General features: G+C 69.7%; 10 protein-coding genes and 2 pseudogenes. 7 read left to right on the plus strand and 5 right to left on the minus strand.

Annotated features, from left to right (window positions below; all coding sequences use genetic code 11):
• Positions 1-200 precede the first annotated feature (200 nt).
• The 4 genes from AB0D14_RS14900 to AB0D14_RS14915 all read left to right on the plus strand — a co-directional run bounded on the left by AB0D14_RS14900 (position 201) and on the right by AB0D14_RS14915 (position 5,475).
• Positions 201-1,739: a sugar ABC transporter ATP-binding protein gene (locus AB0D14_RS14900; RefSeq protein WP_362778545.1), complete on the plus strand. Its 1,539-nt coding sequence runs from the start codon at positions 201-203 to the stop codon at positions 1,737-1,739.
• The gene (locus AB0D14_RS14905) at positions 1,736-2,836 is read left to right on the plus strand and encodes an ABC transporter permease (protein ID WP_362778547.1); all 1,101 of its coding nucleotides are present in this window, start codon (positions 1,736-1,738) and stop codon (positions 2,834-2,836) included. Before AB0D14_RS14900 ends, AB0D14_RS14905 begins: the two co-directional genes overlap by 4 nt.
• Positions 2,836-3,858: a galactofuranose ABC transporter, permease protein YjfF gene (gene yjfF / locus AB0D14_RS14910; RefSeq protein ID WP_362778550.1), complete on the plus strand. Its 1,023-nt coding sequence runs from the start codon at positions 2,836-2,838 to the stop codon at positions 3,856-3,858. Before AB0D14_RS14905 ends, yjfF begins: the two co-directional genes overlap by 1 nt.
• Positions 3,859-4,050: 192 nt before the next feature.
• Positions 4,051-5,475 (plus strand): family 43 glycosylhydrolase, encoded by a 1,425-nt coding sequence (locus AB0D14_RS14915; RefSeq protein WP_362778552.1) that lies wholly within the window; start codon positions 4,051-4,053, stop codon positions 5,473-5,475.
• A 16-nt stretch (positions 5,476-5,491) separates the two neighbouring features.
• Here the strand turns inward: AB0D14_RS14915 and AB0D14_RS14920 are convergent, their stop codons facing one another.
• The gene (locus AB0D14_RS14920; RefSeq protein WP_362778554.1) at positions 5,492-6,397 is read right to left on the minus strand and encodes an EamA family transporter; all 906 of its coding nucleotides are present in this window, start codon (positions 6,395-6,397) and stop codon (positions 5,492-5,494) included.
• Positions 6,398-6,465: 68 nt separating this feature from the next.
• Between AB0D14_RS14920 and AB0D14_RS14925 the strand changes: the two genes are divergently transcribed.
• Entirely contained in the window at positions 6,466-7,320 is an 855-nt protein-coding gene (locus AB0D14_RS14925; RefSeq protein ID WP_362778556.1) for a LysR family transcriptional regulator, read from the plus strand.
• On the opposite strand, the gene AB0D14_RS14930 is transcribed toward AB0D14_RS14925, so the two are convergent.
• The 4 genes and pseudogenes from AB0D14_RS14930 to AB0D14_RS14945 all read right to left on the minus strand — a co-directional run bounded on the left by AB0D14_RS14930 (position 7,305) and on the right by AB0D14_RS14945 (position 10,851).
• Entirely contained in the window at positions 7,305-8,780 is a 1,476-nt protein-coding gene (locus AB0D14_RS14930; RefSeq protein ID WP_362778559.1) for a HAMP domain-containing sensor histidine kinase, read from the minus strand. The genes AB0D14_RS14925 and AB0D14_RS14930 overlap by 16 nt on opposite strands.
• Entirely contained in the window at positions 8,777-9,529 is a 753-nt protein-coding gene (locus tag AB0D14_RS14935; protein ID WP_362778562.1) for a response regulator transcription factor, read from the minus strand. Before AB0D14_RS14935 ends, AB0D14_RS14930 begins: the two co-directional genes overlap by 4 nt.
• Positions 9,530-9,758: 229 nt before the next feature.
• Positions 9,759-9,943 (minus strand): annotated as a pseudogene (locus AB0D14_RS14940) (sulfite exporter TauE/SafE family protein); the annotation flags it as partial.
• Between the two features lie 50 nt (positions 9,944-9,993).
• Positions 9,994-10,851 (minus strand): helix-turn-helix transcriptional regulator, encoded by an 858-nt coding sequence (locus AB0D14_RS14945; protein WP_362778564.1) that lies wholly within the window; start codon positions 10,849-10,851, stop codon positions 9,994-9,996.
• A 165-nt stretch (positions 10,852-11,016) separates the two neighbouring features.
• On the opposite strand from AB0D14_RS14945, the gene AB0D14_RS14950 reads away from it, so the two are divergent.
• Both AB0D14_RS14950 and AB0D14_RS14955 read left to right on the plus strand, forming a co-directional pair.
• Positions 11,017-12,036 carry an aldo/keto reductase gene (locus tag AB0D14_RS14950; RefSeq protein ID WP_362778566.1) on the plus strand — a complete coding sequence of 340 codons (1,020 nt, stop codon included), beginning with the start codon at positions 11,017-11,019 and terminating at the stop codon, positions 12,034-12,036.
• Between the two features lie 98 nt (positions 12,037-12,134).
• Positions 12,135-12,513, plus strand: a pseudogene (locus AB0D14_RS14955) (transposase); the annotation flags it as partial.
• Positions 12,514-12,719 lie beyond the last annotated feature (206 nt).

The following is a 12,719-nucleotide window of genomic DNA, read 5'->3' on the forward strand; positions in this document are numbered from 1 at the left end:
CCGGCAGGTACTGACCGGCAAGTGCTGACCGGAACCTCCGGTGAGTACTGACCGGCGTCTACTGACCGACTGCACCCACCGCCAGGGAGCCTCCGTCCGGCCGAGCACACCTCGGCTCAGGGGGCTCCCTGCGGGCCTGAACGAATATCCGGGCCTGAACGATTTCCGGGCTCGAACGAATATCCATGAGGAGCGCTGCCATGGCAGAGCCGCTGCCCGTCCTGGAGATGACGGGCATAGTCAAAGAGTTTCCGGGGGTACGGGCTCTGTCGGGTGTCGACTTCCGGCTCTTCCCCGGCGAGATCCACGCCCTGCTCGGCGAGAACGGCGCCGGCAAGTCCACCCTCATCAAGGTGCTGACCGGGGTCTACTCCCTGGACGGCGGCACCGTCACCCTCAACGGCACGTCCGTACGGTTCCACAGCCCCTCGCAGGCCCAGCAGGCCGGTATCAGCACGGTCTACCAGGAGGTCAACCTCTGCCCCAACCTGTCGGTGGCGGAGAACATCTTCATCGGACGCGAACCCACCCGCTTCGGCCGTATCCAGTGGAAGCGGCTGCGCCGCGAGGCCGCCGAGCTCGTCGACCGGCTCGGGCTCGACATCGACGTCACGGCGCCGCTGTCCTCGTATCCGCTGGCCGTGCAGCAACTGGTCGCGATCGTACGGTCGGTGGGGACGGGAGACAGCGACGGTTCGGGATCCGGCACCAAGGTGCTGATCCTCGACGAACCGACCTCCAGCCTCGACCGCGACGAGGTGCTCGAACTCTTCGCCCTGATGCGGCGGTTGAAGGGCGAAGGCGTCGCGATCCTGTTCGTCTCGCACTTCCTCGACCAGATCTACGAGGTCTGCGACCGGATGACCGTCCTGCGCAACGGCACCCTCGTCGGCGAGCACATGGTCCGCGACCTCGACCAGGTCGGCCTCGTCCAGCTGATGATCGGCAAGGCCCTGGACCAGCTGGAGGAGCTGCACGACCACCAACTCCACGCCGACGTGGGGGAGCTGCTGCTCAAGGCCGACGGCGTGGGCCGGGCCGGCGGCATCGCCCCCTTCGACCTGGAGATCAAGAAGGGCGAGGTCATCGGACTCGCCGGACTGCTCGGATCGGGCCGCACCGAACTCGCCCGGCTGCTCTTCGGCGCCGACCAGCCGGACAGCGGCAAGGTGACCATCGGCGGCAAGCAGGTCTCGATGAGCGCACCGAACGACGCGATCGCCGCGGGCGTCGCGTTCTGTTCGGAGAACCGCAAGGCCGAGGGCCTCGTACCGGACCTGACGGTGCGGGAGAACATCATCCTCGCCCTGCAGGCCACGCGCGGCTGGACCCGGCCCATCCCGGTCGCCCAGCGCGACGAACTCGTCGCCAAATACATCAAGGCCCTGGACATCCGGCCGGCCAACCCCGAGGCCAGGGTCGGCCAGCTCAGCGGCGGCAACCAGCAGAAGGTCCTGCTCGCCCGCTGGCTGATCACCCAGCCGAAGCTGCTGATCCTGGACGAGCCTACGCGCGGCATCGACATCGGCGCGAAGGCCGAGATCCAGAAACTGGTGGTCTCGCTCTCCGAGGAAGGCATGGCCGTGCTCTACATCGCGGCCGAGCTGGAGGAGATCCTGCGGCTGAGCCACACCATCGGCGTGCTGCGTGACCGCAAGCTCGTGGCCCAGCTGGCCAACGGGCCCGAGATCACCCCCACCCGGATCCTGGAGACCATCGCGAGCGGAGAGCACCAGTGACCACCACGCCCCGATGGCGAGCGCTGACACGCCATCACCTGTTCTGGCCGGTCGCCGTACTGGTCCTGCTGCTGCTCGTCAACGTCCCCTTCACGCCCGACTTCTTCTCGATCAAGATGACGGACGGCCACCTCTACGGCAGCCTCGTCTCGATCGTGCTGTTCGGCTCGCCCCTCATCCTGGTCGCCGTCGGCATGACCCTGGTCATCGCCACCGGCGGCATAGACCTGTCCGTCGGCGCCGTCGTCGCGATCACCGGGGCGCTGGCCTGCTCGTACCTCAGTGACCAGAACGACCAGGCGGCCCTCTCCGGGGTGCTCCTCGCGATGGGGCTCGGCCTGGTGGCCGCGGTCGTCTGCGGCCTCTGGAACGGCTTCCTGGTCGCCAGGATGGGCATCCAGCCGATCATCGCCACGCTGATCATCATGGTCGCCGGGCGCGGTGTCGCCCAGCTGATCACCGACGGACAGATCATCACCGTCAACAGCGAGCCGTACAAGCTGATCGGGGGCGGCTACTGGCTGACGCTGCCCTTCTCCATCTTCGTGGTGGCCGTCGTGGTCGCCGTCACCGTGGCACTGACCCGCCGTACGGCCCTCGGCCTGCTCGTCGAGTCGGTCGGCGGCAACGCCGAGGCCAGCCGCCTGGTCGGCATCCGGTCCCGGCGCATCAAGATCATGGTGTACGTCTTCTGCGCGCTGTGCGCCGGTATCGCGGGCCTGATGATCAGCTCCAACACCTCGGCCGCGGACGGCAACAACGCGGGTCTGTGGATCGAGCTCGACGCCATCCTGGCCGTGGTCATCGGCGGTACGTCGCTGCTCGGCGGCCGGTTCTCCATCGGCGGCACGGTCGTCGGCGCCCTCGTCATCCAGACCCTCACCACCACGATCTACACCATCGGCGTGCCCACCCAGACCAACCTGGTCTTCAAGGCCGTCGTCGTCATCATCGTCTGCCTGATGCAGTCCCCGAAGTTCCGCGCCAAGGTCTTCGGCGCCGGGGGCTTCGGCGGGAAGCGGGGCGCCAAGCAGGCCGCGGCCCCGGCGGACACCGCTCCGACGCCCGAGGCCGTTCGCAAGATGGAGGTGTCGTGATGACCACGACCACCCAGAAGCCCGCAGCGCCGGACAGCCGTACACCGAGCCGGGCCGCGCGCGTCCTCGGCGACCGCCGCCTGCCCGTCCTGGTGACGGCCGGGCTCTTCCTCGTGATGTACGTCATCGGCCTCAGCCGGTACCAGAACTACGGGTTCGCCGAGACGCAGGTCTTCCTCAACCTGTTCATCGACAACAGCTATCTGCTGGTCGCCGCCGTGGGTGCCACCTTCGTCATCCTCTCCGGCGGTATCGACCTCTCCGTCGGCTCCGTCATCGGCTTCACCACCATGTTCACGGCATGGCTGGTGGAGCGTCAGGGCCTGCCGATCATGGTCGTCATCCCCCTGGCACTCGCCGTGGGCGCTTTCGGCGGCTTCCTGATGGGCTATGTGATCCAGAACTTCGAGATCCAGCCCTTCATCGTGACTCTCGCCGGCCTGTTCCTCTTCCGGGGCCTGTGCCTGGTCATCAGCAAGGAGTCGATCTCCATCGGTGACTCCTCCGTGAGCAGCATGGCCCAGACCCAGGTGTCACTGGGAGGCGCCTTCCTCTCCATCGGGGCCATCATCGCGCTGGTGGTGCTGGCCGCGGCGTTCTACGTCCTGCACTACACGCGCTTCGGCCGCCGGGTGTACGCCATCGGCGGCAACGAGCAGTCGGCCCTGCTGATGGGCCTGCCGCAGGGTGGCACGAAGATCGCCGTGTACACGATGAGCGGATTCTGCTCCGCGCTCGCGGGTCTTCTCTTCACCCTCTACATCCAGTCCGGCGACCCGTTGCACGCGACCGGTCTGGAGCTCGACGCGATCGCCGCGGTCGTCATCGGCGGCACGTTGCTGACGGGCGGGTCCGGCTATGTGGTGGGCACGCTGTTCGGTGTCCTCGTGCTCGGGCTGATCAAGAGCCTCATCCAGTTCGAGGGCACGCTCAGTTCGTGGTGGACGAAGATCGCGACGGGGGTGCTGCTGTGTGCGTTCATCCTGATCCAGCGCACGATGACGTCCCGCCGCAAGACGTAACGGGTTTTCACCCCCGCCACCCACTGCCCCGCGACCCTGGAAAGGGGCGCGGGGCACTGCTCAGGGGCGCGGGGAACTGCGCGACCAGCCACAGCACACCCGCACCCGGCAGCGCACCCAACGGGGCCTGGCGCGGCCCACCACGTGATCGACGTGATCGAGAGGAAGACAGTGAGACGCACACTCGCAAGGGTGATCACAGCGCTGCTCGTCACCCTGGCCGCGCTGACCTCCGGCATCGCCGAAGCCGCCGCCCCCGCCTCGCCCGCCGTCACCTACACCAACCCCGTCGCCGAACAGCGCGCCGACCCGCACGTCTTCAGGCACACCGACGGCTACTACTACTTCACCGCCACCGTGCCCGCGTACGACAGGATCGTGATGCGCCGGGCCACCACCCTCCAGGGCCTGTCCACGGCCGCCGAGACCACCATCTGGACCAAGCACGCCAGCGGTGACATGGGCGCGCACATCTGGGCGCCGGAGATCCACTTCATCGACGGCAAGTGGTACGTCTACTTCGCCGCCGGCGCCTCGAACGACATCTGGAAGATCCGGCCGTACGTCCTGGAGACCAGCGCCGCCAACCCGCTGACCGGGACCTGGACCGAGAAGGGCCGCATCGCCCTTCCTCTGGACACCTTCTCGCTCGACGCGACGACCTTCACCGTCGGCGGCACCCGCTATCTGAGCTGGGCGCAGAACGACCCGGCGGTCGGCGACGGCACCAACATCTATCTGGCCAAGCTGTCCAACCCCTGGACGATTCAAGGCAGTCCGGTCATGGTCTCCCGGCCCACCAACGCCTGGGAGAAGGTCGGCCACACCGTCAACGAGGGCCCGGCGGTCATCCAGCGCGGCGGCAAGGTCTTCATGACCTTCTCGGCCGCCGCCACCGACAGCAACTACTGCCTCGGCCTGCTGACCGCGTCCGCCTCCGCCGACCTGATGAACGCGGCCTCCTGGACGAAGACACCCACCCCCGTCTTCACCAGCAACGCCGCCACCGGCCAGTACGGTCCAGGACACAACACCTTCACCACGTCCGAGGACGGAAAGTCCGACATCCTCGTCTACCACGACCGCAACTACAAGGACATCAGCGGCGACCCGCTGAACGACCCCAACCGGCGTACCCGTTACCAGAAGCTGTACTGGAACGCCGACGGCACGCCGAACTTCGGCATCCCGGTGGCCGACGGAGTCACCCCGGTCCGCTTCTCCTCGTACAACTTCCCCGACCGGTACATCCGGCACTGGGAGTACCGGGCGAAGATCGAGCCGAACGTCGCCAACCTCGCCGACTCCCAGTTCCGTGTCGTGACCGGCCTCGCCGGCACCGGGACCGTCTCCCTCGAATCGGCGAACTTCCCCGGCCACTACCTGCGCCACCGGAGCAACGGCGAGGTCTGGGTGGACAAGAGCGACGGGAGTACGAGCTTCAAGGGCGACGCAAGCTTCTACCGGCGGGCGGGTCTGGCCGACACGTCCGCGGGCGTCTCCTTCGAGGCGTACAACGTCGCGGGCAGCTACCTCCGGCACTACGACTACCTGCTCGTGACGCAGCCGGCCGACACGACGACGGCCAAGGCGGACGCGACGTTCCACGCCGAGTAGGCGGCGCCCGCCCGGTTCACCGACGGGACGTGAGGATGCTGAGTGCGTTGGCGCCGACGACGGCGCCGACGGCGGCCCATTCCGCCGGCCCCAGGTGCTGGCCGAGGACGATCCAGCCGATCAGGCCGGCCAGCACCGGGTTGACGCTCATGAAGAGGCCGAAGGCCGGGGCGGGTACGCGGCGCAGGGTGAACATGTCCGCCAGATACGGCACCGCGGAGGCGAGAACACCGGCCACGACGGCGTACGCGAGAGCCGCGGGGGTCGGCGGGTTCCGCAGTACGAGGACGACGCCGACGGGCAGGAACATCAGGGCGGAGACGGCCGCCGCGGCGGCGGAACCCTCCGCTCCCGGGACGCGCCGGCCCACGGTGCGGTTGAGCAGGATGTAGGCGGCCCAGCAGGCGGCGGCGAGCAGGCCGAGGCCCATGCCGGGATAGTCGGCCGACGGCTGGGGGCGCATCAGGGTGACGACGCCCGCCGCGGCGACCAGCGCGCAGCAGGCGTCCACCCGGCGGCGCGCGGCGGACAGCGCGATGGCGAGCGGACCGAGGAACTCCAGGGTCACCGCAAGCCCGAGGCCGACGCGGTCGATGGCGGTGTAGAGGGACAGGTTCATCGTCCCGAACACCAGGGCGAGCAGCAGGACCGGCCACCACTGGTGCCTGGTGAACGAGCGAGGACTGGGCCTGGCGACCGCCAACAGGACGACCGCGGCCACGTACTGGCGGACCGCGACGACACCGAGCGGGCCGAGGACGGGGAAGGCCAGTGAACCGATCGCGGCCCCGGTCTGGTTGGACAGACCGCTGCCGGCCAAGGTGACCAGGCCGGCCAGTCGCCGGTCCTCGGAATGCGGCGTCAAGGACTCCGGGGGAGCGTGCTGCGCGGACGCCGTGGAGAGTGCGGGAGCTGCGGGCATGCCCCGATGCTGCGCCGACGACACACATACGCAAAATGCATCGCCCGATCCATCTATACGATGGGGTTATGTATGTGGAACTGCGGCAGTTGCGCTGTCTCGTCGCGATCGTCGACGAGGGCGGTTTCACCGACGCGGCCGTCGCTCTCGGTGTCTCCCAGGCGGCGGTGTCCCGCACCCTGGCGTCACTCGAACGCACCCTCGCTGTACGGCTGTTGAGGCGGACCTCCCGAGAGGTGACCCCGACGGCGACCGGGCTGCGCGTGGTGGCGCACGCCCGGCGGGTGCTCGGCGAGGTGGAGGGCCTGGTACGGGAGGCCGCCTCGGGGCAGGCGTCCCTGCGGATCGGTTATGCCTGGTCGGCGCTCGGCCGCCACACCCTGGCCTTCCAGCGCGGCTGGGCCAAGTCGCATCCCGAGACGGAACTGCAGCTCGTCCGCGCCAACTCCGCCACCGCGGGCCTGGCGGAGGGCAGCTGCGAACTGGGTGTCGTACGCAGGGCGTTGGACGAGCGCCGCTTCGACTCCGCCATCGTGGGCCTGGAACGGCGGCTGTGCGCCATGGCCGCCGACGACCCCCTGGCCCGGCGCCGCTCCGTCCGTCTCGCCGACCTCGCCGGACGCACGCTCCTCGTCGACCGGCGGACCGGCACCACCACCACGGAGCTGTGGCCGCCGGATGCCCGTCCGGCGACCAGGGAGTCCCACGATGTCGACGACTGGCTCACCGCCATCTCCGCGGGGACTTGTGTGGGGATGACCGCCGAGTCGACCGCGCATCAGTATCCGCGGCCGGGGGTCGTGTACCGGCCGGTGCGGGACGCCGAGCCGATCGCGGTTCGGCTCGCCTGGTGGCGGGATGACCCGCACCCCGCCGCGCCGGCCGCGATCGAGCTTCTCACGGGGCTCTATCGCGAGGGGTGAGCGCCGCTCCGCTCGGAGGCCGGTGCCTTTGTCCGCGGGATGGTCATCGTGAACGTCGTCGACCCCGGGTGGCTCTCCAGGTCGATGGTGCCGCCGTGGGCCCGGACCAGGGAGCGGGCTACCGCCAGGCCCAGGCCGCTGCCGCCGCGGTCCCGGCTGCGGGCCTTGTCGACGCGGAAGAAGCGGTCGAAGACGTGCTCCTGGTCGGCGGCCGGAATGCCGGGGCCGGAGTCGGTGACCTTGACGACGGCCGCGCCGGACGCGACGGACACCTCCACGGCCACCTCGGTACCGGCCGGGGTGTGCACGGCGGCGTTGGTGAGGAGGTTGTCGAGGACCTGCCGGATGCGCAGTACATCGAGTGGCAGCCGCAGCCCCACCGAGCCGGGGCCGGCCGCCGCGGACAGCGGATGCTCCGGGTGGCTCGCCCGGAACGCGTCCGCAGCCTGCCGCACCAGCTCCGGCAGGTCGGCGTCCTCCAGCCGCAGCGGTGCCTCCACCTCGGCGGCGTCCAGGCGGGCGAGCAGCAGCAGGTCGTCGAGCAGCACACCCATCCGGGCGGCCTCGGCACGCAGCCGGGCCAGGTGCTTCTCCCGCTCCTCGGGCTCGTTGGCCGCCGCGTACTGGAAGAGGTCCGCGTAACCGCGTACCGACATCAGGGGCGTACGCAGCTCGTGCGAGGCGTCCGCGACGAACCGGCGCAGCCGCTGCTCGGCCTCCGTGCGGACGGCCAGCGAGTCGTCGATGTGCTCCAGCATGGTGTTGAACGCGGTGCGCAGTTCCTCGACCTCCGGGCCGCCGTTCCCACGGTCGGCGCGTACCGGCAGTCCGGCCGAGTCCGTGAAGTCGTGCGAGGTGATGCCGCGGGCCGTGTGCGCCATGTCGCTGAGCGGCTTCAGGCCCCGCCGCAGCACCGCCCGCCCGAACACCACGAGGCCGAGGAGCGCGAGGGCGAACGCGACGACCTGGACCGTGACCAGCTGGTCCATGGTCTCCTCGATGTCCTCCAGGGGCGCCGCGGTGACCAGGACGACGCCGGAGCCGATCTTGCAGGCGCGCAGCCGGTACGCGCCCTCGTCCTCGATGCGCGTGGTGTGGGACATCTCCGTCGCCCCCGCCCGGGCCAGCGACTCGGCGACGGCGGTGAGCTGCACGGTGTCCTTCGGCACGTCACTGGGCTTGCGCAGGACGGCCGAGCCGCCCGACACGTCGTACACGGCGGTGTACCAGCCGTAGTACGGCCTGCGTTCCACCGTGCCGTGGGCCTGGGCGTCCTTGGCCTGGGTGATCTGGACGAGCTTCATCTGGTCGTTGAGCTGGCGCTCCAGGTAGTCCCGCATGTACGTCGACAGCGCTGTGCCGACCGCGGCGAAGACGACCAGTGTGAGCACGCCCATGCCCAGCGCGAGCCGGGTGCCGAGGCGAAGTCTGCGGTACGTGTCGTGGAGGCGTCCGATCACTTGGTGACCTGCCGCACCACGTATCCGACGCCCCGCACGGTGTGGATCAGCTGCGGCCCGTGTTGTGGTCCGTCATTGTTGTCGCGGTCCTCATCGACGCCGCCATTGCCATGGCCGTCGCCGTCGCCGTCGAGCTTGCGGCGCAGCCGGCTGACGACCAGCTCCACCACGTTCGAGCGGCCGCCGAAGCCGTACTCCCAGACGTGGTCGAGGATCTGCGCCTTGGTCAGCACGGTCGGCGACTTGCGCATCAGATAGCGGAGCACCTCGTACTCGGTGGGGGTGAGCGTCAGCAGGCGCTCGCCGCGGCGCACCTCGCGGGTGTCCTCGTCCATCGTCAGGTCCGCGACCGCGAGCACGGACCGCTGGAAGGCGGGTCCCGCGCTGCGGCGCAGCACGGTCCGCAGGCGGGCCATCAGCTCCTCCACCGCGAACGGTTTGACGAGGTAGTCGTCACCGCCCCTGGTGAGGCCCGCGACCCGGTCCGCCACACCGTCCCGCGCGGTCAGGAACACCACGGGCACCATCGTCCCGGACAGCCGCAGCCGGTCGAGCACGGCGAAGCCGTCGAGCCCCGGCAGCATCAGGTCGAGCACCACGATGTCCGGGTGGAACTCGGCGGCCCGCTGCAGTGCCTCCTCGCCGGAGTTGGCGGTGACCGCCTCCCAGCCCTCGTAGCGGGCGACCGTCGCGACCAGGTCGGCGATGGGCGGATCGTCGTCCACGACGAGAAGTCGTACTTTTTCCACGTGCCCATAGTGCTTCACGTGGCCACCCGTGCCATAGCCGAGGGCGCGCCGGACCCAGATCGATAAACACTTGAAAGTTGAGCGACAGGAAAACGACAGCTACCGCCAGGCAGGCTCGAAGTCCCAGGACCTGAATCAGGGATCCGAGGACCCCACCGTGAGGACCGTCAAACCTCCGCGATGGCTGTGAGACCCGCCGCGGGATTCTCCTCGAAGGAGCCGTCCGCCATCACGTCACGGCGTCGGCAAGCATGAAGGCGCCCGCGACCAGCTGGACCACAGCGAAAATGCGCTGAGGCGGGGGCCGGCGACCTTCGCGGCCATGCGCTTGCCGTCCCGGGCGCCCAGGATCGCGGTTCCGATGAACGGGCCGATCACCGCCCAGTCGAGCGAGGCGGCGCCGCCGGAACGAGTGGCCTGCAAGGTTCTTCATGGTCTGCGGCGGGTCGGGACTGCGCCTGCGATCATGTGTCCGTTCCGGCGCCCGTCAGCGCCTGGACGCCGACGACGTCCAGCAGCCGCAGCCGCTCGGCGGTCTCGCTGCCCTCCGCCGCGCTGAAGACCATGATCCGCAGGTCGGTGCCGAGCGCCGCGAGGATGTCGCAGTCGAGGGTGAGCTCACCGACGCTCGCGTGCCGGACCGTCTTGGTCAGGGACTCGTGCACACCCACCACGCCGGAATCCCGCAGCGCCGCGAAGTCACTGCTCCGGGTACGGAGCTCATCGATCAGTGCGGCCAGTCCGGCATCCTTCGGATAGCGGGCCGACGCCGCTCGCAGGTCGGACACGAAGGCCGCGCGGTGACCCGTCTTCCGGCTCACCGCCTGGGGGTATCCGGCGGGCGGTGCGACGAAGGACCACCACACCGCATTCCTCCCGAAGCCGCGTGACGGTGGCGGGTCACCGAACAGCGCCGCCCACAACGGGTTCCACGTGATGAGGTTCCAGGCGGCGTCGTACACACTCAGCGGTGTGCCGGTCAGTCGATCCAGCAGGCGCTGGACGCCTGCCGGCACATGATCGGAAACCTGCCCGGCGCTCGGCACCGCCTGACCGGCGAGCACGAAAAGGTGCTCACGCTCCGCCGTAGCCAGCCGCAACGCCCGAGACAACGCGGACAGTACTTGCGGGGACGGATTCGTCGACCTGCCCTGTTCGAGCCGCACGATGTAGTCGACGGACAAGCCGGCGAGCAGGGCGAGCTCCTCACGCCGCAGGCCTGGCGCGCGCCGGCCTCCGTCGTCCGGCAGGCCGACCTCGGCCGGTTTCGTGCGATCCCGCCAGGCGTGCAACGCCCTGCCGAGATCCGTGGTTCCGGTCATCTCCCGAGTATCGCCGGTCGGCCGCGCCCCGTCGTGGTACTGCGGGTCCACCGGCTGCGGCGGGTACTGGTCGATGCCCGCGGATCCGTGGACGGTGGATGTACCGGCCGACGGCCGGTGGCCGGCGGGGACCCACCCGCCGCTCTGCGCCGAAGGAGCACGTTCATGGAGTACCGCAACCTCGGGCGGACCGGGATCAAGGTCAGCCCCTACGGACTCGGCACGCTGATGTTCGCCAGCCAGATGGGCAACGACCCGGACGAGTCGGTCCGGATCATCCACAAGGCGATCGACGCCGGGATCAACCTCATCGACACCGCCGACCGCTACGCCGACTCGGAGGACATCGTCGGAAGAGCCCTGAAGGGTCGCCGCGACGAGGTGGTCCTCGCCACCAAGGCCGGCCTGCCCATGGGCGAGGGCCCCAACCAGAAGGGCGCCTCCCGCCGCTGGATCACCACCGCCGTCGAGAACTCCCTGCACCGGCTTGGCACCGACCACATCGACGTCTACCAGCTCCAACGGCCTGACCCGGACACCGACCTGGAGGAGACCCTTTCCGTCCTGACCGACCTCGTCAGGGCCGGCAAGGTGCGCGCCATCGGCTCGTCGACCACGCCCGCCTCGATGATCGTCCAGGCCCAGTGGGTCGCCGAACGCGCCGGGCTGCAGCGGTTCCGCACCGAGCAGCCGCCGTACTCGATCCTGAACCGTGGCATCGAACGGGAGGTCCTCCCGCTCGCGCAGGAGTACGGCATGGGCGTCATGGTGTGGGGCCCGTTCGGCCAGGGCCTGCTGACCGGCCGGGTGCGCAAGGGCGGTGACAACGACCTCAAGCGCGTCCAGTTCTCCCGTCACCTGTCCGACGAGCGCCGCATCGACGTCGTCGAACAGCTCGTCCTGCTTGCGAAGGAGGCCGGCCTGCCCATGACTCACCTGGCCATGGCCTTCACCATTGCCCACCCGGGCGTCAGCGCCGCGCTCCTCGGCCCGCGCACCATGGAACACCTCGACGACCTTCTGGCCGGGGCCGACGTCGAGCTGTCCGACGACCTCCTCGACCGGATCGACGAGATCGTCCCGCCGGGCACCGACGTCACCGCGCTCGACCAGGAATACCGGCCCCCGGCCTTGCTCGAGACCGCTCTCCGGCGTCGTCCCGCCGGGCTCCGGTCGGCGGCCTGAGCCCCAGGGTCCCGGCGGCAGTGTGCCCGGGGACGTGGTCCGGTCCCTGGCACACCGCGGGCAGGTGCACGCACGCCTACACCGACAAAACCGGCCCCGAGTTCAGGAAGGACGCCGTCGCGCTCTACCGCGCCGCGGCCGGGAAGCGGACGTGTGCGGCGGTTGCCGCGGGTCTCGGTATCACCGCGGAGTCGTTTCGGACCTGGGTGCGCAAGGACGAGGCCCAGGCCGCGCCCGAGGACCGCGATGGCAGCGTGAGCGCGGCGGAAGGCTGGCCCGGCTGCGGGCGGAGAATGCCCGGCTGCTGAAGGCCGAGCAGGAGTGGCAGCTGGAGCGCGAGATCCTGCGCCGGGCAGCGGCCTACTTCGCCCGAGAGGTGAAGTGAGCCCCTGCCGCTGGGACTTCGTCTCCGAGAACCGCGCTGACTTCGGCGTGCAGCGGATCTGCTGGGTGTTCGGGGTGTCCCGCGCCGGCTACCGAATACTTGCCCAGTGCTTCACCCTTCGGGGTGGAGGTGAAGGGCATCCTGCTCATGGCGGCCCGGAGGGTCGCAGCGGTATGTCTAGGATCGCCTGGCCGGACAACGGAGTTGTCCGGCCTACCGCCGGACGGGCGGGAAGTCAGGCCTGCGGAGGCCCTGTAAGACCGCTCCTCACCGGTCGGCAGAGGCCCGTGAAACAGGA

It is taken from the genome of Streptomyces sp. NPDC048484 (assembly GCF_040651415.1).
Lineage (GTDB): Bacteria > Actinomycetota > Actinomycetes > Streptomycetales > Streptomycetaceae > Streptomyces.